Origin of the sequence: Weizmannia acidilactici, assembly GCF_008974225.1 — a bacterium.
Taxonomy (GTDB): Bacteria; Bacillota; Bacilli; order Bacillales; family Bacillaceae_C; genus Weizmannia; species Weizmannia acidilactici.
Window position 1 is genome coordinate 19,694 of record NZ_BKZR01000008.1, and the last position, 21,880, is coordinate 41,573.

Here is a 21,880-nt window from a genome sequence, read left to right on the forward strand (position 1 = left end):
TATGGATATCGCATTAATCGCACAAATGGCTGCGGCCGCCGTGCTTGCAGCTGTCATCTATACCGTCATCGGCATTGTACCGGGAACGGACGAAACCGCGGTGCTTGTGCCGATTACATTGGTCCTCGTGCTGACAGGCGTCCAGCCGGTTGTTGTACTTGCTTTCTTTATTTCGGCGGTTGTCGCCAATAATTTGATGGACTCGATTCCGGCCGCGGTCGCAGGCATTCCGGGTGGCGTCATGACAAGCCCGCTTGTCGACCATGCGCTCGCTTTGAAAAAACACGGGCTCGCCAATCTCAGCATCCGCAAAATGGCCGCCGGGTCTTTCTTGGGTGTTCTTGTCAGCGTCCCGGTCAGCCTGCTGCTTGCAAAAAGCCTGATCCCGTTTGCCAGTGCCATAAAAGAATACGCCAACCCGTTATTCCTGGCAGGCGCTGTGCTCCTTTCGCTCATGAGCAAAAACAAATGGCTTGCCCTTGCTTCGATTTTACCGTTTTCGTTGCTGATCGAAGGCCTTCGCTATTTGTACTGGGGAACCGGCGCCGTGCCAAAAGACACGATGGTATCAATTTCTTTCTTTTTAGGCATTACGATCGGTCCGGTTATCCTCACCCTTTTTGAACTGTTGAACTGGGATAAAAGGGAAAGCCTGAAACGTTTTGAAGCGAAAAAAATTGTGCTGAAGAATAACAGTTACGAAAGAAAACAGTTAAATCCGTTTCATGTGATGGACAAACGGGAATGTGCCACGGGAATGCTCGCTTCTGTCATCGGCTGCTTTACGTTCATTTTAAGCCCTGTCGGCGTGACGACGTTTTTAGGGGAACTGTTTGCAAGCCGGATAAAAGATCCGGTAAAAAAAGCTTCGGTTGCCATTGTCGGCATGAACGGGCTCGCGAACGCCACTTATATTTCAGGCGCGCTCATTCCGCTGATCGCCCTCGGCATTCCGCTTTCGCCTGTCGCCATCGGGCCGGCCAACGCGCTGTTTAACGCGCCGCCTGTTTTTACGCTGAAACACAATATGCACCACATTTTATCGGGCGGAGATTTTGTCTGGGCTACGATCATTGGCACGGGTATCGGCATTGTCATCACGTATTTTATTGCGATAAAATATGCCCAGCCGATCTGTGCGTTTGTGTTTAAAAAAGTGCCGCACGAAGCGATTCTTGGGCTGTTTTTCGGCCTTGTCCTTCTGCTTGCGTACATGGACGCGGGCTGGATGAACGTTTTTGGTGTATTATTGATAGGGATTATAAGTGGCACCCTTCACCGCTGGGGCGTCAATTACGGTATTATGTTTATGACGTTGTATTCGGCACCATGGCTCGTAACGCTGTTCCATTGATGGATTGGGCAAAGAAATTTTTTTATGAGGATAGCTGTTCAATGAATTTCATGGCGCGCACGTTACGCTGACAGAGCGTGCAAAGCAATGGCTCTTTTTATGGACGTAAAAGAAATGATCGCTGCAAGACGCAGGTCTATGGATCGGTAAAAAATTTTACATGTCTTTCGCGAATTGATGACAGACAAGCTCAAGCGATCCGCGGTTTCTTAAAGAGAAAATTTTTCCGCGAACGGCGCAATTACAGGTGTTCACAATCCAAGAGAAGACTTTTTGAAATGACGAAAATACCATTTTCAGGCGCCCGCAGTTGTATGGCAAAAATTTTTCAAGCAAGAGGGAAAGCGAGGGGTTACAATGATAAAAATTCCCGGCAAAACAGCAACCGGGACAGCACACGGAAAATTGATTTTGGCCGGGGAGCATTCCGTCGTTTATGGAAAACCGGCGATCGCGCTTCCGTTCCATCTCGTGCAGGTGGAAGCGAACGTCATCCGGAAATCGGGCCCGCTCTCCATTGACTGCTTGTATTACACGGGGGCAATGGACGAAGCGCCGCCGAAAATGATGGGCATTACCGCCTGTGCAAAAGAAACATTAAAAACGTTAAACGAGCCGGCTGAAAATCTTGTGATCAAACTGGAATCCACCGTTCCGATCGGGCGCGGCCTCGGTTCCAGCGCAGCGGTTGCGGTTGCGGTCGTGCGCGGGTTGTACGCATTTTTTGGCAGGAAACTGTCTGAAGCCGAATTGGAGCGGCTCGTGCAAATTGCCGAAAACTTCGCTCACGGCAATCCGAGCGGCATTGACATGATGACAGTCATCAACGACCACCCGATCTGGTTTGAAAAAGGGAAACCGGTCCGCCCGATGCCGGTCTCCCTGCGGTTTTATTTGGTCGTTGCCGATTCCGGGCGGATCCACGATACATCTTTGGCCGTAAAAAGCATCAGGGAAAAACGGCAATATGAACCTGAAATGGTCAACAAGGCAATTGGGCGGCTCGGGAAAATTGTATACGAAGTAAAAGAAGCGTTGGATGCAAAAGACGGGTTCAGGCTCGGGCAGCTGTTGAATGAAGCACAGGCGCAGCTTTCCGCTTTGGGGGTAAGCGATGCGGGGCTTGACGATTTGACCGGTGCGGCTCGGGCGGCCGGCGCGCTTGGAGCAAAACTGACCGGCGCGGGCCGGGGCGGCTGCATAATTGCACTCGCCGAAACCCGGGAAAAGGCGGAAACGGTTGCTGCAGCCCTGCAAAGAGCCGGCGCTATAAAGACGTGGTATTTTTCACTGGAAGGACGATGAGGGATGGAAGCAACGGCAAGGGCCCATACGAATATTGCCCTGATTAAATACTGGGGAAAACGGGACGAGAAACTTTTCCTCCCGATGAACAGCAGCCTTTCCATTACATTGGACAAGTTTTACACGACGACAAAAGTGGTGTTTGACCCGGCCCTTAAAGCAGACCGATTTTTTCTGAACGGAAAGCCGGCCGGAGCAGCGGAAACGGCAAAAATTTCCCGGTTTATGGATAAAATCAGGGATTTTGCGGGCGCAAAATGGTACGCGGTGATCGAGTCGGAAAACGAAGTTCCGACCGCGGCCGGTCTTGCTTCTTCCGCATCCGGCATGGCGGCACTCGCGGCTGCTGCGGTAAAAGCATTGGGCCTTCAGGTCGACGGCCGCACACTGTCGAAGCTTGCGCGCCAAGGTTCCGGTTCCGCCTGCCGCAGCATTTACGGAGGTTTTGTCGAGTGGCAAAAAGGCGAAAAAGCGGACGGCTCCGATTCGTACGCCGTCCCGCTCCTCGGCAGAGACGACTGGGAACTCAGCATTTTGTCCTGTCTCCTCGAGTCCAAACAGAAAAAAATTTCGAGCAGGGAAGGGATGAAACGGACGGTGGAAACTTCCCCGTTTTATGCAGGCTGGCTCGAAACGGTGGAAAAAGACTTGGCCGCCGCAAAATCCGCGATTGCCCGGCGCGATTTTGCATTGCTCGGGCGTATCCTCGAAGCCAACGCCCTGAAAATGCATGCGACAACGCTCGGGGCCGACCCGCCGTTTTTATACTGGCAAAGTGCCACCCTTGATGTCATGCGGGAAGTGGAACTTTTGCGCGAACGTGGGATCGAAGCGTATTTTACGATTGATGCCGGCCCGAATGTAAAAGTCTTGTGCGGGCGGAAAGATGAAGAAGCGGTGCGCGAAACCCTCGCGGCAATCCCGGGTGTCCAGCGTGTTTTCATCTGCCACCCGGGCCCGGGGGTCAGTTACGGGCCGTATTGATGTTAGATTTACAGAGGCACCGGCGTTTTTTATTCCGCAACAAAGTTTAGGCCTGGAGCAGTGACGGCCGTTTTGATATTAAGTTTGCGGATGTCCGGCAAAGTTAAGGCCGGGAGTTGGTGCGGGCGGGTCCGTTTCGGCTATTGCCCCTTTTTTGAATGGGCCATCCCGGGATCAATTGTGCACAGCAAAAAGTAATGGTAGTTATTTTATTCCAACAGATAGAGATGATAGGTATGCATTTTCAAGTCAAGGCGCCGGGCAAGCTGATGATCGCCGGCGAATACGCGGTCATCGAGCCCGGCTGTCCTGCGATCGTTTCGGCGGTTGACCGTTACATCACAATAGATGTAAAAGAAAGCACAGAGAATCTTTTCTCTTTGCCTCAGCTTGGCATCACGCACGCTGCCTGGCGTTGGGAAGGCGGAGCGGTGCGGTTTGACTGTGAAGATCCAAAGCTTCGTTTTATTCAAAATGCCCTCGCCGTCTTTCACCGGCTGCTTGAAGAAAAATCGATTGCCCTCCGCTCCCTCCATTTGACGGTGACGAGCGAACTGGATGACGCTGCGACCGGGCAAAAATACGGGCTTGGCTCCAGCGCGGCGGTTCTGGCTGCCGTTTTTTCTGCGCTGCTGCATATATATGAGAGACTTCCGGAAACGAAAGAAACGATTTTTAAACTGGCCAGCATCGCCCACTTAAAAACGCAGGGAAACGGGTCGGGCGCTGACATTGCAGCTTCCGTGTACGGCGGGTGGATCAAATACACGGCATTCCGCCCGGATTGGATTTTTTCCGAATTGGAAAAAGGCCGGATCAGCAGACTTTTGGACGAACCTTGGCCGTATTTGTCGATTGAAAGGCTCGATCTTCCGCAGGGTTTGCAGTTTTGCGCCGGGTGGACCGGAAAATCGGCAGCAACCGGCCTGATGGTGGAAAGGATCGGCCGTTTGAAGAAAACTTCACTGGAAAAATACAAAGCATTTTTGGAAGAAAGCACGACAGTGGTCGAAAAACTTGCGGAAAGCTTTGCGCGGCAGGATCCGGCGGGGGCACTGGCCAGCATTGCACGAAACCGCCGTGCGCTGCAAAAACTCGGTGCATACGCCGATACGGACATTGAAACGGAGAAGCTGAAGCAGCTCGCTGATATCGCAGACCGCTTTGGCGCCGGCAAATCATCGGGTGCAGGCGGCGGGGACTGCGGCATTGCGTTTGTGGACGGAGAAGAGAAAACCGCTGCCTTACATGCAGCTTGGGAGAAGGCAGGAATTGTGCCGCTTCCATTGCAGGTTTCCACCCAGGGCGTGTCCGTCATTGAATGAAAAAATCCGCGAAATGGCCGCGGATTTTTTCGCTTTTGGGGGAATCCCGTAGAAAAAGATTTTGAGCACGCGAACGATTTTACAAAGTGAAAAGAAAAATCAGCTGTGCGTTTTTAATCGGTACAAAAAGAGTCATTCAAGAGGGTGGAACCTCGAAAAAGGCATTCGTTGACCAATAGAGTTAACATAACACAGCCTTCTTGGAGCATAATCGGCGAAAAAGCTTCCATAATCAGCGGGTGGGATTAAAAAATCAGCGGAAACATCGGAAAAATCGGCGGAAAGGATGAAAAAATCAGCTGTGCGTTTTAAATGCGAGTCTCCTTTTTCCAAGGAGAAAGGAAAGGTCAATGGAACCTGCTCGGAAACCAGCGAAACTCGATAAAAATCCCTGACTGCTTCGCGAAGCATGCCCAATCATTTGCTTCTTCGTTTTTCATTTGAAATAATGGAAAAAAACGAAAGGAGATGGGTAGCCGATGAAAGTACTTGTCGTCGGTGCAAACGGGCAGATCGGGAAAATCCTTGTTGATCTGCTGCAAAAGAGCGGAAAGCATACGCCGCGCGCCATGGTGCGGAAAGAAGAACAGGTTGAGTTTTTCCAACAAAAAGGTGTGGAAACCATTTTGGCGGATCTTGAAGGGACAGTGGATGAAATTGCAGAAGCGGCTACCGGCTGCGATGCGGTCGTGTTCACTGCCGGATCGGGCGGGCATACCGGAGCGGACAAAACGCTGCTTGTCGATTTGGACGGCGCCGTCAAAACGATGGAAGCAGCGGAACAGACAGGAATTGACCGCTTCATCATCGTGAGTGCACTGCAGGCGCATCACCGCGAAAACTGGAATGAAGCAATCAAGCCGTATTATGTGGCGAAACATTATGCGGACCGCGTGCTGCAGGCGAGCAAGTTGGATTACACGATCATCCGGCCGGGTGGTTTGCTGAATGAACCGGGCACCGGAAAAGTCGAGGCATCAGAAAATTTAAAACGCGGTACGATCCCGCGCGAAGACGTGGCGCGAACGATTTTGGCAAGCCTCGATGAACCGAACACATACCGGAAAGCATTCGACCTTGTTTCCGGGGACACACCGATTGAAGCAGAGTTAAAAAGCATATAAAAAGAGCCGGGCATTTCGACTGCGGCAAAAGGTGCTTTTCCAAAGGCCCTTTTGCTTGAAAAAGGTATTCAGCACCCCCTTCTAGGCCCATTAGAGGAAAATATTCGTCTCGAAACGGTTGTTAGAATCTCTCTCAGGATCGTTAGAGGGAAATTTCTCCGTGAAAATGATCCTTAGAAGTTTTGTTACGACCGTTAGAGCAAAAATTCCCCGATGAAACGGTTCTGAGAAGCTTTGTCAGGACCGTTTCATCAAAATTTCCCCCTGAAAGTGGTTCTGATGCGGACTTTAAGCCCGTTTTCAATCATTTTTGCTCTAATTAGTCTAGTGTTGCTTTAAAGAAAATTTTGCCGGAATTTCAGCCATAAAGAGGTCTTTAAATCCGGGCATTCCAAAAGCCTGTGAACTGGATTTTGGAATGCCCCTTTTTTCCTCATGCAAAAGCTTTTTCCAGCCTGGACAATCCTTCCATCAGCGTTTCACGCGGGCAGGCGATATTGATTCGCACAAACCCTTCTCCGCCGGGGCCGAATTTTCTGCCAATCTCAACGCCGAGTTTGGCTTTTTTCCAGAGGCGATCCTTCAATTCATCCTCGCTCAGCCCGAATGCGCGGCAGTCCAGCCACATCAAATAAGTCCCTTCCGTTTCCATCACTTTGATCTGCGGCAGGCGTTCCGCGATAAACCGCGCTGCTGTATCGATGTTTTCCTTTAAATAAACGAGCAGGGCATCGAGCCATTCGCCACCGTATCGATAAGCCGCTTCCATGCCGACAATCCCGAACGTATTTAGGGCCGATGTGCCGTTCACCGCCTGGACATCTTTGAATTTTTTACGCAGCTCCGGATTCGGAATGATCACAGCGGAAGCTTTTAGCCCGGCCAGGTTGAATGTTTTTGTCGGCGCCACGCAAGTGATCGTCATGTCCCGGTATGTTTCTCCCAGCGCAGCGACCGGCGTATGTACATGCGGCGGGTACACAAGATCGGAGTGGATTTCATCGGATAAAAACAGGCAGTTATACTGTGCGCAAAGATCGGCCATTTTGGCGAGCTCTTCTTTCGTCCAGACGCGCCCGCCCGGATTGTGCGGGTTGCAGCTCAAAAACAGTTTTGCCCCCTCTTTCAGGCGCGTTTCAAACTGCTCCCAACCAATTTCGAAGCAGTTATCAACGAGCTTGAGCTGCGCGTTAGCGACCACGCGCCCGTTTTTTTCAACCATACGGAAAAACGGATGGTACACAGGGGATTGCAGCAGCACTTTGTCGCCCGGTTCGGTAAACGCCTGGATCGCCGTGCTGATCGCAGGAACAATGCCGGTACAGTACGCAATCCATGCCGGATGGATTTCCCAGTTGTGCCGTTTTTTCAGCCATGCCTGAATGGCTTCCCCGGTGGAATCCGGGATGAACGTATAACCGAGGATTTCGTGCTCAATCCTTTTTTTAATTGCTTCTGCCACCTCATGCGGCGGATTGAAATCCATATCGGCCACCCACATCGGCAGCACATCTTCCTGACCGAAAACCTGTTTCACCTGCTCCCACTTGACGGAAGCAGTATTTTCTCTATTGATGACAGTATCAAAGTCAAACACAGCCATTTGATCACCATCCTGAAATTTGATTTCTTTTCATTTTACCATACGGAGGAGGATGAATACTCATTTTTGAATGGCAGGGATATAATGAAAGACAAGTATCCCAATATGCTTGTATGGAAAAGCAGCTCTACCATCTGTCAAAATGAAAAGATCTCGCGCAGAAACAGGCGGAAGAGTTCGGCCGGTTCAATGCCGTGGTGTTCAAAGACGGAGCCGTTTCAAGCAGGGAAAAAGAAATCCTCGCAGTGGCCGTGGCCCATGCGACAGAGTGCCCGTACTGCACGATATCCATACGAAAAAAGTGAAAGCGGCAGGCGTGGGCTTGGAAGAATTGGCGGAAGCGGCTTTTGATGCTGCGGCACTTGAAGTGGGGGCGCGGTTGCCCACAGTGTCCATATGCAGCTTGCCCTCATTGAAGATGTCGATGATATGATCTATAAAAAATCGAATACAAAGAAACTCGCAAACATGAACCGCTTTGCAAAAGACGGATTCGAAGCGTACCATTCCGTCAACAGCACAACCATGAAAGCCGACAAACTGCCCGCTCGTAAAAGTACGGATTGCCGTTGCTCAGAGTGCCTTTACTGCATTGACGCTCACGCCAAAGCGGCGCAAAAATCGGGCGCAACAGAAGAATAGCTGGCAGAGACAATCCTCATTGCTGGCGCGCTGGCAGCTGGCGGAGCCTGCATGCATATCGCCAATATGATTGATGTATAAAAAGCGGTGAGCGGCTGCCAATGGCATAAGTCCACCGCTTTTTTGCGGGCATTTGAAATTCGCCTGAGAAAAATAAAAATCCGGTTAAATTCCAAAAATCTACATAGACAAGACAGCGAAAATTTGTGATATTGATAGTATGAATTTTTTTACAAAACAGGAGTGGACAAAATGAGAGCAATTTTGACGGTAATCGGCAAAGACAACATCGGCATCATTGCCGGTGTGAGCACGCAGCTGGCGGAGATGAAAATCAATATTCTCGATGTCAGCCAAACAATCATGAGCGGCTATTTTACGATGATGATGATGCTGGATTTGTCGAATGCGCAAGCAAGTTTTGACGAAATTAAAAAAGCCCTTGCGAAAAAAGGAGAAGCATTGCAGGTACAGATCAAAATCCAGCGCGAAGAAATTTTCCAATCGATGCACAGCCTGTAAAAAGTGAGGGATGACACAAACAATGGAAACAAAGCAAATACTTGAAACGATCCGCATGATTGAAGAAGAAAAACTCGATATCCGCACGATTACGATGGGCATTTCGCTCCTCGACTGCATCGACGCGGACGGGGAAAAAGCGCGCCGGAACATTTACGATAAAATTACGACATTGGCTGAAAATCTTGTCCAGGTTGGGGAAGATATAGAGTCGGAATACGGGATCCCGATTATCAATAAACGCATTTCGGTCACGCCGATTTCGCTGATTGCCGGTGCAACGGATGAAAAAGATTATGTCGCTTTTGCCAAAACGCTCGATGCGGCGGCGAAAAAAGTCGGCGTCAATTTTATCGGCGGATTCTCGGCACTGGTGCAAAAAGGTTACCATAAAGGCGATAAAATTTTGATCGATTCGATCCCCGAGGCTCTGGCCGAAACGGAACGCGTCTGCGCATCGGTCAATGTCGGCTCGACACGTTCGGGCATTAATATGGACGCGGTCCGCGACATGGGCAAGATCATTAAAAGAACGGCTGAACTGACCGCGGATTCGCAGGGGCTCGGCTGCGCGAAACTAGTGGTGTTTGCGAATGCGGTGGAAGACAATCCGTTCATGGCCGGCGCTTTCCACGGGGTCGGCGAGGCAGATGTTGCGATCAACGTCGGCGTGAGTGGCCCGGGTGTCGTGAAGCGCGCCCTCGAAAAAGTAAAAGGGAAGCCGTTTGATGTCGTGGCGGAAACGGTGAAGAAAACAGCGTTTAAAATTACGCGCATGGGCCAGCTCGTCGGCATGGAAGCGTCGAAACGGCTCGGCGTCCCGTTCGGCATTGTGGACTTGTCGCTTGCCCCGACCCCGGCTGTCGGCGATTCCGTTGCGCATATTTTGGAAGAAATGGGCCTTGAATCGGTCGGTACGCACGGGACTACGGCGGCGCTCGCGTTATTGAACGATGCCGTGAAAAAAGGCGGCGTCATGGCGTGCGGCCATGTCGGCGGGCTTAGCGGTGCGTTCATCCCGGTTTCCGAAGACGCCGGCATGATCGATGCGGTTAACCGCGGCGCTTTGAATCTCGAGAAACTTGAAGCGATGACTGCGATCTGCTCGGTTGGGCTCGATATGATCGCAATCCCGGGCGACGTTCCGGCCGAAACGATTTCGGCGATGATCGCAGACGAAGCTGCAATTGGTGTCATCAACAATAAAACGACAGCGGTCCGGATCATTCCAGCACCGGGCACAAACGTCGGTGACCGCGTCGAATTCGGCGGCCTGCTCGGCCATGCGCCGGTCATGGGCGTTCATTCCTGCTCATCGGCGGAATTCATCGCCCGCGGCGGCAGAATTCCGGCACCGATCCACTCGTTTAAAAACTGATTTAAAGGAGAGCTCTTGGAAAAGGGCTCTCTTTTTTGGTTTATGAATCTCTTGAACAAGAATCATGCTGACCTGTGCCGAAACGAAGAGGCTTGCTTCAACCGGACTGGTACACGATGTTACGTGGCTGTATTCGATCCGGTTTTTCCTTGGCGTGGTGGAATCTGCTGTAATGCCGGCCATGCTTGTCTTTTTAAGCAACTGGTTTTTAAAAGAAGAACGTTCCCGCGCGAACACTTTCTTAATTTTGGGAAACCCTGTCACTGTTTTATGGATGTCGATTGATCTATGAAAACCGTTTTATTGCAGTGCTGCGTGGGAAAACTGCAGCAGATGCAATAGAAAACGGTGAACAGCTTCTTCGGGCGGGCATCCGTCTCCTTGAAATTACTTTTACAGCTATTGGGAGCGGGTTAAAGGAAGTAATTAGCAACCTTTATAAATGACAAAAAAGTTTTTTGGAAAAGGAGAAACACGGGGCTGTCCCAAAAGTCCCTCTTAAGCAGAAATTTTTCTCAACGGTCCTGATAAGGCTTCTGTGAACCATATCCACGGGGGATTTTTTCTCAAACGGTGCTGAGTAAGCTTCTCAGAACCACAGATAACATTACCTTGAAATAAGGGGTGCCCTCTGGTCAATCTACCGGCTTTTGGGACAGCCCTATTTTTTAGAAAGTAATAAAAAACGAGCAAGCCGTCCACACAGCTTGCCAAAACGCCCTATTATTCCTCTTCCCGCATTTGCAGCGCCCGGTTGGCGTTCCGGACATCGTTGTTCAGCAACTGGCTTAAGTTGTAGGCCTGGTACATGCCATGTTCATGCATATAGTTGAATACGCGCGCATGCCAGTCGATCGCGCTGTTTAAATGGCGGATGAGCACATTTCGCAAAGCCGGCGTTGCGGTTTCCGTAATCGCAATCGCATAATTTCTAACCGCAGATTTCGAAGCGCTCAGCAGCTCGCCGGCCTGGAACCCCGTGCCGGTCTGCCGCTCTTCATCTTCCAACATTTCCTCTTCGCGCGGCGCCTGCGGATAAAATTGCAGCAAATCCCGGATATTTTTCTCCAGCGCCTGCACAGAAAAAGTATACAGTTCGCGGAGCCTATCATCCGTCACATTGTTCAAAGAAGATTTGCACTGGATCAGGCAAATCGTTTGCGATGCAACCAGCTCGTGAATTTCCAATGTTTCATGCCAGGCCAATGTTTTCGGCATTGGCGGATCCCTCCTTTTACTCCTCACACTAACCCATTTGTATTCGCAAAGCCACAGCATGTGCCTGTATTACCAGAAGCCGAAATATTTTTACATTTCCCCGTGATTTGCTATGATATGGATGAAAATGACATGAAAGGCGGAGTGAAAAATGGAAAAACAAACAAGGCTCGGCAAAACAGACTTGTACGTCAATCCGATCGGGCTTGGCACAAACGCGGTCGGCGGCCATAACATCCATCCAAATCTGAACGATGAAACCGGGAAAGAAGTGGTGCGCACCGCGATCGACCACGGCATCAACTTCCTTGACACCGCATTTATTTACGGTCCGGAGCGGTCGGAAGAATTGATCGGTGAAGTGCTTAAGGAAAAAGGCTGCCGCGATCAAGTTGTGCTCGCCACTAAAGGCGCGCATAAATTCGTGCACGGAAAAGTCGTGTTCGATAACTCACCGGCATTTTTAAAAGCCGCGGTGGAAAGCAGCCTGAAACGCCTGCAAACTGATTACATTGATTTGTTTTATATCCATTTTCCGGACGAAAATACGCCGAAAGATGAAGCGGTCGGCGCCTTGAAAGAACTGAAAGACCAAGGGAAAATCCGTGCAATCGGCGTGTCCAACTTTACGATCGGGCAATTGAAAGAAGCGAACAAAGATGGCTATGTCGATGTGCTGCAATCCGAGTACAATTTATTGAAACGCCAGGCGGAAAAAGATTTGCTCCCGTATACCGCTGAAAACGGCATCTCGTTTATCCCGTATTTCCCGCTTGCTTCGGGCATTCTGGCCGGCAAATACACGAAAGATACAAAATTTGAAGGCAGCCGTGCGAAAAATCCGTTGTACCAGGGCGAAACGTTTATCCGCAATTTGGAAAAAGTCGACAAGCTCCGCGCGATTGCCGAAGAAAAAGGTGCGGACGTTGCCCATGTCGTGCTTGCCTGGTATCTCGCGCAAGATTCCATTGACGCGGTCATTCCGGGTGCAAAAAGGCCGGAGCAGGTGGTAGACAATCTGAAAACATTGGAAGTTGATCTCACGGCGGAAGATGTCCAAAACATCAGCGAGATTTTCAAATGATTTCACGGTGAAAAAGTAGTTTACCGTTGATGGCTTCATTTTCCTGGCATATACTTAAAATTAGAAACGTTAAAGGAGTTGGGAACAATGGGCGTTATGGATCTGATCAAATCACGCCGTTCCATCGGGGTTACGGCTGAAAAAGATGTGCCCGATGAAGTGGTTAAAACATTGCTCGAAGCGGCCACGTGGGCGCCGAACCATAAAAAAACGGAACCGTGGAAATTCCGCGTGTTTAAAGGCGAAGGCCGCGTAAAACTCGGTGAAGAAATGGCGCGCATCACAGCGTCGAAAACGGAAGGCTTAAGCGAAGAAGAAGTGGCGAAAAAGATAGAAAAAGCGCGGAAAGGGCCGCTGCGGGCGCCGGTTGTCATTGCGGTTGCCGTCAGCCCGTCCGGAAAAGTGCCGGAAATTGAAGAAATTGTCGCAACCGGCTGCGCGATCCAAAACCTGCTGCTCACAGCAACCGAACTGGGTTTGGCGACCATCGTCAGAACCGGCGAGATCGCTCACGAACCGGAATTGAAAGAATATCTTGCCCTTGAACCGGCAGATAAAGTTGCCGGGCTCGTATATGTCGGCTATCCGAAAAAAGAAATGGATATCAAAGCGCAACGTACACCTGCAGAAGAAAAAACAAAGTGGTTTGACTAAACCTCTATGCCGGCTCCCGCCCAAGGCCGGTTTTTTGTTTATTTGCCGCATTAAAAACTTCGGGTTCAAACACGGGGGCAAGCGGCCGCTGGATGTTGCCGGACAAAACTGGAGCAGGTTCAAACAGGGCGGCCGGCACACGAATAAAAGACGGCCCGGGGGTAGACGGGCAGTTGGTTGCCTGAAGCGAGGGCGGACACTCGGCAAATTTTTGCTGTCTGCCGCGAAAGAAAAAACAAAAGTTTTGTTTGCCAAATTTTTTGTGTATTCTAAAAAGAAGGCTGGAAAATCGCTGAATTTTTGCATCCTTTCAGAAAGCGCATTCGCCGCAATGGCGGGCAAAGGGGATTGCCGTTCGTTATGTTATAATCATGAAGTCGGCATTTTTTTTCAGATGGGACACAATGGTGTACATATAAAGGAGTTGATCGGTATGGGAGAAACCTCAAATGAACAAGCATTGGAACGCGGGCTGAAAAACCGCCACATTCAATTAATTGCGATCGGGGGCGCCATCGGGACAGGACTGTTTCTCGGTTCGGGGAACTCGATCCATTTTGCCGGGCCGTCTATTATGCTTGTTTATCTCATTATTGGCGTGGCCCTTTTCTTTATGATGCGGGCGCTCGGTGAATTATTGATGTACAAGCCGACTACAGGCTCATTCACGCACTTTGCCGAAACGTTTATCGGCCCGTGGGCAGGTTTTATTACTGGCTGGACATATTGGTTTTGCTGGATTGTGACCGGCATTGCCGAAATTACAGCGGTCGGTGTGTATGTAAAATTTTGGGCGCCCCATGTGCCGCAGTGGGTCTCGGCCCTAGTTTGCGTCGCTGTGCTCTTTCTCATCAATATCGCAACCGTAAAAGCGTTCGGCGAGATTGAATTTTGGTTTGCCATCATTAAAGTCGTTACAATTATTGCGTTGATTATAATCGGGATTGTGCTTGTGCTCGCCGGATTTAAAAGCAACGGAACACATGCTTCATTTGCCAACTTGTGGCAGCACGGCGGCTTTTTCCCGAACGGATCGAGGGGCTTCCTGCTCGCATTTGAAATGGCTGTATTTTCTTTCGTCGGGATTGAACTGGTCGGCGTGACGGCCGGGGAAGCGGAAGATCCGTCGAAAACGCTGCCGCGGGCCATTAACCAAATTCCACTGCGGATTTTGCTGTTTTATGTCGGGGCACTTTTCGTAATTATGTCGATTTATCCCTGGGATCGCGTCAATCCGAATGCGAGCCCGTTCGTCAAAGTGTTTGCTGATATCGGCGTACCGGCTGCAGCAGGCATTATCAATTTTGTCGTTTTGACTTCGGCTGCCTCTTCATGCAACAGCGGCATATTCAGCACAAGCCGCATGCTGTACACCTTGGCGGATGAGGGGAAGGCACCGAAAATGTTTAAGCGGCTGAACAACCGCAACGTGCCTGCGCCCGCCCTGCTCGGTTCGACAGCTGTCCTGCTCGTCGGGGTTCTGCTCAACTATTTATTGCCTGACAAAGTATTTACGCTTGTGACGAGTATCGCGACAATCTGTTTTATATGGGTATGGGGCGTCATTTTGATTGCCCATCTGCGTTTCCGGAAATATATGCCGGAAGAAGCGGCAAAAATCACGTTTAAAATGCCGCTCGCGCCATTGATCAACTGGATTGTGCTTGCCTTTTTTGTTTTTGTCCTAGTCGTTCTCGGTTTTGCGGAAGATACGCGCGTCGCTTTGTTTGTCACGCCAGTATGGTTCATTCTTCTCGCCATCGCCTATGGGCTGATGCGGAAAAAGTAAAAGCTTTTAAAAAACCCGTTGGAAAATGGTTTTTCCAAACGGGTTTTTTTGGTATCAAAATGAGATGCCATTTTTAAAAGAGGCAGCGTTTCTACCCTGCGCCGATATCTTGATTTTCCCGCCGATATTTTTGATCTTACCGCTGATTTATTGGTTAAGTCCGCTGATTTCTCCGGAGTTTCCGCCGATTCTTCCTTCGGTTGGAATGGGACGGGCAGAGTTTTAGATTTGACCGCCGTTTTTTAAGTTTTTTCAAATATGGGTACGTCCTACTTCCCTTAGTTTTCTTCCTTTCGTCGATTTTTTGCATCTTTTCGCCGATATTTTTGACCTCTCCGCCGATTTCAAGAACAAGGCCGCCGATATTCCAGCGGTTTCCGCCGATTCCGGAAAAACGAAGAGGAGATTGGCCGCCTGTTTTCCAATCTTAATTTAAAAAGGTGCCCCCGGGCCGGCCAAAACAGAAAAAAGGCCGGGGCATAACCACCTCGGCCTTTTTCAATGATGATTTTTATTTTACGCCTCTCATCAGCCGTTTGATGACCGGTGTATAGAGCAGAAGGAAAACGCCCAATACAGCCGATATGAGGCCGACAACGCCGAAGTACATGACTTCGTGGTTGGCGTCATACATTTTGACAAGCTGCGCGTTCAGCGTTTGCGCCGCTGCATCCGACAAGTTCCAGAGGCTGAGCATTTGCGCCGAGAATGCGGCAGGGGCGAGTTTCGTCGATACGCTCAAACCGACCGGCGACAGGCAAAGTTCCCCGATGACAACGAGGAAGTAGCTCAGCACAAGCCATAACGGATTCACAAGGGTGTGGGATCCGTTAAAGTAAGCCGGCGCCATCATCACAATAAAGGAAAGCCCTGCAAAAATCAATCCGAATGAAAACTTAACCGGCGTCGACGGCTGCCTGTCGCCCAGTTTCATCCACAATGAAGCAAGAACCGGCGCAAACACAACAATAAACAGCGGGTTCAAGGTTTGGAACCAGGACGGCAGGATATGGAAGCCGCCGAAATCGAGCTGTGTCCGCTTGTCCGCATAAACGGCAAGCAGACTCGCACCTTGTTCTTCAATCGCCCAGAACACAATGGACGCGATAAACAGTGGAATATAAGCCAACAGGCGCGAACGTTCATCCCGTGTTGATTTTTTGCTGAAATACATCATGACGAAATACCATGCCGGGATCAAGAAACCTAAAATGCTGACCAATGTGATAAAGCGGTCCAGGTTTAATATCCCGGTAGGAATCGTGGCAGCCAAAATAATGATCAAACCTATGGTGCCCAATCCGATTTTCATAAAGGTGGATTTTTTCTCATCCGGCGTCAGCGGATTGTGTACAACAGAACCCGCCAGGCCGAGATATTTTTTCCGCGTTGTCGAAAAAGCGACGAGGCCTAAAAACATACCGACAGCTGCGATGCTGAAACCGAGATGGTAATTGTATTTTTGGCCGACAGTTCCGACAATTAACGGCGCAAGGAACGCACCTAAATTGACAGCCATATAGTAAATGCTGAATCCCGAGTCGCGGCGCAAGTCTTTCTCATCGTATAATTCCCCGACGGTTGAAGCGGCGTTCGGCTTCAATAACCCGGTGCCGAGCACGATCAGCACCATCGAAACGATGAGTGCCGGGAACCCCGCCGGAATGGCCAGTGCGATGTGCCCGAGCATAATGAGCACCCCGCCGTAAAAAACAGTTTTCACGGAACCGAGCAGGCGGTCAGAGACCCAGCCGCCGATAATCCCCGACATGTAGACGAGCGCACCGTAAATGGATGCGATGGATGCGGCGGTCGTAGGGTCCAGGCCCAATCCGCCGTTTTTCAGGCGGTCGTACATGTAATAAATGAGGATCCCTTTCATACCGTAGTATGAAAATCTTTCCCAAAACTCTGTAAAGAAGAGTGTCGACAATCCCTTCGGATGACCGAAAAATCCTGTCTGGGGCACAGTCTCCAGGATTTTTTTCCTATCTATGATTGCTGACATTCAATTGCCTCCTTATTGAAATATAAATTGTTGGAATTGACTGAAAAATAAGTGCTGGAATATGAACGGAATGAACACGATAGAATAAATATTAGCGTAAAACTAAAAAAAAATAAAGATAAATTTATTTCCAAAATTATATTTTAAAATAATAAATTCAGAGGAAAAACCGCATGAGACAACGGTTTTTCCTCTAATTTTAAAAAATAATTTTCTATTATTATATAAAATGATAACCTTCTGATTTTTATAATATGTAGGTCCGGGTTGCTCCGCAAAAAAACCCGCGGTACCTTCCCGCGGGTTTTTACCAACATTATTGTTCTCTTCTCAAATCGCATTCCTGCAACGAAACCATTTTTGTTTTCTTCGCAAATTTATAGCCGAGCCACACAGCGATAAAGATCGGAAGTCCGATGTAAGAGACAAGCACGCTCTTCCAGTCAATGTGGCTACCTAAAAATGCGGAATAATTTTGGCCGAGAATGACAAGCGCACAAACGGTAAACGCGAAAATCGGGCCGAACGGGAACCATTTCGAACGGTAAGGAAGATCATTTAAATCCTTTCCTTGCGCGACATAAGCGCGGCGGAAACGGTAATGGCTGATGGCAATGCCGAGCCATGCGATAAAACCGGACATGCCGGATGCGTTCAGCAGCCAGTTGTACACTGCCCCGTCGCCGAAAAAGGAAGCGAGAAATGCCAGCGTGCCGACAAGGGAAGTGACAATCAAAGCATTTACCGGGACGCCGCGTTTATTCAGCTTCGCGAGGAATTTCGGCGCTTTTCCGTCACGTGCCAAATCCCAAAGCATCCGCGTTGAAGCATACATGCCGGAGTTTCCGGCGGATAGCACGGCGGTTAAAATAATCGCATTCATGACCGACGCCGCAAACGCAACCCCGGCGCGCTGGAACACAATCGTAAACGGACTCATCGTAATGTCGTCGGCCGTTAATTTCGAATCCGTAAACGGGATCAACAGGCCGATGACAAAAATCGCCAAAATATAGAAGAGCAAGATTCTCCAAAACACGGATTTCACCGCATGCGGAATCGTTTTCTTCGGTTCCACGCTCTCGCCGGCCGCAACTCCGAGCAGCTCCGTTCCCTGGAAAGAGAAGCCGGCTGCCATAAAGATGCCGAGCACGGCCAAAAATCCTCCGTGGATCGGGCCGTCTGCGACAGTGAAGTTGTGGAAGCCGATCGCTTTGCCGCCCATAATGCCGAAAATCATCAAAGCACCGACCACGATAAAAGCGATCACGGTCACGACTTTAATGATGGAAAACCAGTATTCCGCTTCCCCAAATCCTTTTACAGACAAGTAATTTAATAAAAACATAATGACAAGGCATGCCGCGCTCCATACAATGGAAGGCGTGTGCGGGAACCAAAACTTCATAATAATCGTGGCCGCCGACAATTCGGCCGCAATCGTAATTGCCCAGTTGTACCAGTAATTCCAGCCGAGCGCGAATCCCAATGCAGGGTCCACAAATTTTGTCGCATACGTGCTGAATGTCCCGGCAACCGGCATATACGCCGCCATTTCCGCGAGGCTTGTCATTAAAAAGAACACCATGACGCCGATTAACGAATAGGCCAAAAGCGCTCCGCCCGGCCCTGCGCTGTGGATCGCGCCGCCGCTTGCCAAAAACAGCCCCGTCCCGATCGATCCGCCGAGCGAAATCATCGTCAGGTGGCGGGATTTTAACTTCCGTTTCAGCTCCGTAACTTCTCCTGTTTTCGGAATGGCAACCGGTCCTGTTCCGGCTGCAGTGCTTTGCCCTTTATAGATGTCATCCATGTTGATACACTCCTTTTTGTGATGGGAAGGAGCAGGGAATAAACAAAAATGCCGCGGTCGTGGAGACCAGCGGCATGTCGCATATACCCTCCATCATACCTTCCGTAGATAGCTCAACACATATGCGAGAGGATTAGCGCATATGTGACAGTTCTGTTCCTGTTCGGAAACAGCCCCAACATGGCGGTCCGGGATCCTCCGCCACATTTCGGCAGCTTTTCCTTTCAATCGGGGTCCTTAACTTTACCCGTGTCTCACCCAACTTACTCATAAAAGCTGCGACCTCTACCTCACCGGATTTGATGAGGATTTTTATTCAATTGAAGTACTATTTTTATTATATTCGTTTTTGACGGAAAATCAATAGGGAAGGATTGCCAGGCTGTTTTTGCCGGAGAGAAGGCTCTGTTAAAAGATTGTCGTTGTCCGTGAGGGATCCGCTTATCAAATAGCCCCACATAAAAATTGCTGGACATTTAAGTGCTTTTTTGTATAATACAGTTGATAGTAAACTTTTAGTTTACTTTTGTAAAACTTTATTGTTTAGAAGTTTACAAATGTTAAACAGTATGGAAGGTTTTATGATGGAAATAGGCAAAAAGATTAAAAATTTACGGTTGAAAAAAGGCCTGACCCAGGAAGAACTGGGGGAACGTACCGACTTAAGCAAAGGTTATATTTCACAGCTGGAAAGAGATTTGAGTTCACCGTCAATCGACACATTTTTCAATATTTTGGAAGTGCTTGGCTGCACTCCGAAAGAATTTTTCGATGAGGAAGAGCGCGAGCAGAAAGTTGTATACGGGGAAGACGACCAGACCGATTATGCGGATGAAGAGCGCGGCTACAAAATCCAGTGGCTTGTGCCGGAATCCAATGAAAAGGAAATGGAACCGATTTTGTTGACGCTCGAGGAAAAAGGGGAATTTAAAACATTTGAGCCTTCTTTATCGGAGACATTTGCTTATGTGTTGGAAGGCCGGATTATGGTGAGGCTTGGCAAACGCATATACCGTGCAAAAGCGGGTGAGGCCATTTACTACCATGCGTCGGATGAGCACCAGATCGTGAATGGTGCAAACGGGCGGTCAAGGCTCCTGCTTGTTGCCACGGAATCTTACCTGTAAGCATTTTGCCTGGTGATGCCCGTATCCGTTAATCATCTGTAAAAACAAAGAGGAGGACAGCGATGGACAGCAATATCATCATTCGTTTTGAACATGTCACCAAGCAATACGATGACGATCCCGCCGTTTTGGACGATGTCAGTTTTGAAATTGAACGCGGAAAATTTTACACCTTGCTCGGCCCGTCCGGATGCGGGAAAACGACGATCCTGCGCCTGATTGCCGGATTTACAGGGCCGACAAATGGCAATATTTACTTTAACGGAAAAATTGTCAACGATGTGCCGGCCGACCGGCGCCAGGTGAACACCGTTTTCCAGGATTATGCCTTATTTCCGCATTTAAATGTGTATGAAAACGTCGCATTCGGGCTGCGCATTAAAAAAATGAAGCAGGCCGCCATTGACCAAAAAGTAAAAGAAGCGCTGAAGTTTGTGAATCTCGAAGGCTATGAAAACAGGGAAATCAGCGAAATGTCGGGCGGGCAGCGGCAGCGCGTGGCCATTGCGCGCGCGATCGTCAATGAACCGGAAGTGATTTTGCTGGACGAACCGCTTTCCGCCCTCGATTTGAAACTGCGGACGGAGATGCAGTACGAACTGCGAGAACTGCAGCGCCGACTCGGCATTACCTTTATTTTTGTCACGCACGACCAGGAAGAGGCGCTGGCGATGAGTGATGAGATTTTTGTCATAAATAATGGAAAAATCCAGCAGAGTGGCACGCCGACCGATATTTACGATGAACCGATCAACCGCTTTGTCGCGGATTTCATCGGCGAATCGAATATCCTCCCGGGCAAGATGATCCGCGACTGTCTTGTCGAATTCAACGGGCGGCAGTTTGAGTGCGTCGACCGCGGCTTTGACAAAAACGAGCCGGTTGAAATTGTCATCCGCCCGGAAGATTTGGAAATGACAAGCCCGGAAAAAGGGAAATTGAAAGTGCGAGTCGATACGCAGCTGTTTCGCGGCGTACATTATGAAATTTGCTGCTACGACGAAGAGGGGAATGAGTGGCTTGTCCACTCCACGAAAAAAGCAAAAGTTGGGGAGTGGGTAGGGCTCCATTTCGACCCGGAAGCGATCCACGTCATGAGATTCGGCGAAACGGAAGAGGAATTTGACAAACGCCTGGAAACGTACGAAGAGGTGGGTCATGAAAATTAACGCGCGGAATTTATACCTCGTCCCGTACGTGCTGTGGATTGTCCTCTTCGTTGTGGCGCCGATTCTGCTCATTCTCTATTATTCTTTTTTTGATATTGAAGGCCATTTGTCACTTGTGAACTATGAAAAATTTTTCACGCCCGTTTATTTGAAAATGGCGCTGAATTCTTTTTGGTACGCATTTTTAATTACGGCTTTTACGCTGCTCATTTCGTATCCGACCGCGTATCTTTTGACAAAATCCCGGCATAAGCAGCTGTGGCTGTTGCTTATCATTTTGCCGACATGGATCAACCTGCTGTTAAAAGCATATGCGTTCCTCGGCATTTTCGGCACGTTCGGCCCGGCCAATTCATTTTTGGAGTTTATCGGCATCGGGCAAAAGCAGATTTTATTTACCGATTTCAGCTTTTTATTTGTTTCAACCTATATTTTTATTCCGTTTATGATTTTGCCGATTTATAACGCCCTGGAAGAATTGGATCCGGTATTTATTGATGCGGCGCGCGACCTCGGGGCATCGAGATGGACCACTTTCCGCCGCGTCGTATTTCCGCTCACGTTGGACGGCGTCAAATCGGGATGCCAGGCCGTTTTTATCCCGTCCCTGTCGCTCTTTATGATTACGCGCCTGATTGCCGGAAACCGCGTCATTACGCTCGGCACTGCGATTGAAGAGCATTTCCTCGTCACGCAGGACTGGGGTATGGGTTCTGCGATTGCCGTCTTTTTGATCATTGCGATGGTCATCATCATGATCCTGACAGGAAATCGGAAGTGA

General features: G+C 49.5%; 21 protein-coding genes, 1 pseudogene and 1 riboswitch. Of the genes and pseudogenes, 17 read left to right on the forward strand and 5 right to left on the reverse strand.

Features of this window, described 5'->3' with window-relative positions; translation table 11 throughout:
• Window position 1 precedes the first annotated feature (1 nt).
• The 4 genes from GBH70_RS04415 (at window position 2) to GBH70_RS04430 (ending at window position 4,968) form a co-directional block, all read left to right on the forward strand.
• Entirely contained in the window at window positions 2–1,354 is a 1,353-nt protein-coding gene (locus GBH70_RS04415; protein WP_151679899.1) for a tripartite tricarboxylate transporter permease, read from the forward strand.
• Window positions 1,355–1,711: 357 nt separating this feature from the next.
• Entirely contained in the window at window positions 1,712–2,659 is a 948-nt protein-coding gene (gene mvk / locus GBH70_RS04420) for a mevalonate kinase (protein ID WP_151679900.1), read from the forward strand.
• A gap of 3 nt (window positions 2,660–2,662) precedes the next feature.
• Window positions 2,663–3,643 carry a diphosphomevalonate decarboxylase gene (gene mvaD, locus GBH70_RS04425; RefSeq protein ID WP_151679901.1) on the forward strand — a complete coding sequence of 327 codons (981 nt, stop codon included), beginning with the start codon at window positions 2,663–2,665 and terminating at the stop codon, window positions 3,641–3,643.
• Between the two features lie 236 nt (window positions 3,644–3,879).
• Entirely contained in the window at window positions 3,880–4,968 is a 1,089-nt protein-coding gene (locus tag GBH70_RS04430) for a phosphomevalonate kinase (protein ID WP_253693470.1), read from the forward strand.
• Between the two features lie 132 nt (window positions 4,969–5,100).
• Here GBH70_RS04430 and GBH70_RS04435 read toward each other — a convergent pair whose 3' ends face one another.
• Complete coding sequence (locus GBH70_RS04435) at window positions 5,101–5,385, reverse strand: hypothetical protein (RefSeq protein WP_151679903.1); 285 nt, start codon at window positions 5,383–5,385, stop codon at window positions 5,101–5,103.
• A 62-nt stretch (window positions 5,386–5,447) separates the two neighbouring features.
• Between GBH70_RS04435 and GBH70_RS04440 the strand changes: the two genes are divergently transcribed.
• A complete protein-coding gene (locus GBH70_RS04440; protein WP_151679904.1) occupies window positions 5,448–6,092 on the forward strand; it encodes an SDR family oxidoreductase in 645 nt (214 codons plus the stop codon).
• Window positions 6,093–6,525: 433 nt separating this feature from the next.
• On the opposite strand, the gene GBH70_RS04445 is transcribed toward GBH70_RS04440, so the two are convergent.
• Window positions 6,526–7,695: a MalY/PatB family protein gene (locus GBH70_RS04445; RefSeq protein WP_151679905.1), complete on the reverse strand. Its 1,170-nt coding sequence runs from the start codon at window positions 7,693–7,695 to the stop codon at window positions 6,526–6,528.
• Between the two features lie 197 nt (window positions 7,696–7,892).
• Here GBH70_RS04445 and GBH70_RS17085 point away from each other — a divergent pair, with 197 nt between their 5' ends.
• From GBH70_RS17085 to GBH70_RS16645, 6 genes and pseudogenes are all read left to right on the forward strand, one after another.
• Window positions 7,893–8,000, forward strand: coding sequence for a carboxymuconolactone decarboxylase family protein (locus GBH70_RS17085; protein WP_253693489.1), 108 nt, complete (start codon window positions 7,893–7,895; stop codon window positions 7,998–8,000).
• 124 nt (window positions 8,001–8,124) lie between these two features.
• Complete coding sequence (locus tag GBH70_RS17090; RefSeq protein ID WP_253693473.1) at window positions 8,125–8,337, forward strand: carboxymuconolactone decarboxylase family protein; 213 nt, start codon at window positions 8,125–8,127, stop codon at window positions 8,335–8,337.
• A 252-nt stretch (window positions 8,338–8,589) separates the two neighbouring features.
• Window positions 8,590–8,859 carry an ACT domain-containing protein gene (locus GBH70_RS04455; RefSeq protein ID WP_151679906.1) on the forward strand — a complete coding sequence of 90 codons (270 nt, stop codon included), beginning with the start codon at window positions 8,590–8,592 and terminating at the stop codon, window positions 8,857–8,859.
• Between the two features lie 22 nt (window positions 8,860–8,881).
• A complete protein-coding gene (locus tag GBH70_RS04460; RefSeq protein ID WP_151679907.1) occupies window positions 8,882–10,237 on the forward strand; it encodes a PFL family protein in 1,356 nt (451 codons plus the stop codon).
• A gap of 97 nt (window positions 10,238–10,334) precedes the next feature.
• A pseudogene (locus GBH70_RS04465) lies at window positions 10,335–10,520 on the forward strand (MFS transporter); the annotation flags it as partial.
• Window positions 10,519–10,683: a hypothetical protein gene (locus GBH70_RS16645; RefSeq protein WP_172968276.1), complete on the forward strand. Its 165-nt coding sequence runs from the start codon at window positions 10,519–10,521 to the stop codon at window positions 10,681–10,683. The pseudogene GBH70_RS04465 and the gene GBH70_RS16645, both read left to right, overlap by 2 nt.
• A 277-nt stretch (window positions 10,684–10,960) precedes the next feature.
• Here GBH70_RS16645 and GBH70_RS04470 read toward each other — a convergent pair whose 3' ends face one another.
• Window positions 10,961–11,455: a spore coat protein gene (locus tag GBH70_RS04470; protein WP_151679908.1), complete on the reverse strand. Its 495-nt coding sequence runs from the start codon at window positions 11,453–11,455 to the stop codon at window positions 10,961–10,963.
• Window positions 11,456–11,606: 151 nt separating this feature from the next.
• On the opposite strand from GBH70_RS04470, the gene GBH70_RS04475 reads away from it, so the two are divergent.
• From GBH70_RS04475 to GBH70_RS04485, 3 genes are all read left to right on the forward strand, one after another.
• Entirely contained in the window at window positions 11,607–12,539 is a 933-nt protein-coding gene (locus GBH70_RS04475) for an aldo/keto reductase (RefSeq protein WP_151679909.1), read from the forward strand.
• An 87-nt stretch (window positions 12,540–12,626) separates the two neighbouring features.
• Window positions 12,627–13,193 carry a nitroreductase family protein gene (locus GBH70_RS04480; RefSeq protein WP_151679910.1) on the forward strand — a complete coding sequence of 189 codons (567 nt, stop codon included), beginning with the start codon at window positions 12,627–12,629 and terminating at the stop codon, window positions 13,191–13,193.
• A 433-nt stretch (window positions 13,194–13,626) separates the two neighbouring features.
• A complete protein-coding gene (locus tag GBH70_RS04485; RefSeq protein WP_151679911.1) occupies window positions 13,627–14,982 on the forward strand; it encodes an amino acid permease in 1,356 nt (451 codons plus the stop codon).
• A 511-nt stretch (window positions 14,983–15,493) separates the two neighbouring features.
• Here the strand turns inward: GBH70_RS04485 and GBH70_RS04490 are convergent.
• Both GBH70_RS04490 and GBH70_RS04495 read right to left on the reverse strand, forming a co-directional pair.
• Window positions 15,494–16,990 carry a peptide MFS transporter gene (locus tag GBH70_RS04490; protein ID WP_151679912.1) on the reverse strand — a complete coding sequence of 499 codons (1,497 nt, stop codon included), beginning with the start codon at window positions 16,988–16,990 and terminating at the stop codon, window positions 15,494–15,496.
• Window positions 16,991–17,306: 316 nt separating this feature from the next.
• Entirely contained in the window at window positions 17,307–18,803 is a 1,497-nt protein-coding gene (locus GBH70_RS04495) for an amino acid permease (RefSeq protein WP_172968277.1), read from the reverse strand.
• 101 nt (window positions 18,804–18,904) lie between these two features.
• Window positions 18,905–19,099, reverse strand: a riboswitch (Lysine riboswitch).
• Between the two features lie 288 nt (window positions 19,100–19,387).
• On the opposite strand from GBH70_RS04495, the gene GBH70_RS04500 reads away from it, so the two are divergent.
• From GBH70_RS04500 to GBH70_RS04510, 3 genes are all read left to right on the forward strand, one after another.
• Complete coding sequence (locus tag GBH70_RS04500) at window positions 19,388–19,930, forward strand: helix-turn-helix domain-containing protein (RefSeq protein ID WP_172967521.1); 543 nt, start codon at window positions 19,388–19,390, stop codon at window positions 19,928–19,930.
• Between the two features lie 62 nt (window positions 19,931–19,992).
• A complete protein-coding gene (locus GBH70_RS04505; RefSeq protein ID WP_151679914.1) occupies window positions 19,993–21,099 on the forward strand; it encodes an ABC transporter ATP-binding protein in 1,107 nt (368 codons plus the stop codon).
• The gene (locus GBH70_RS04510; protein WP_151679915.1) at window positions 21,089–21,880 is read left to right on the forward strand and encodes an ABC transporter permease; all 792 of its coding nucleotides are present in this window, start codon (window positions 21,089–21,091) and stop codon (window positions 21,878–21,880) included. The genes GBH70_RS04505 and GBH70_RS04510 overlap by 11 nt, the downstream gene beginning before the upstream one ends.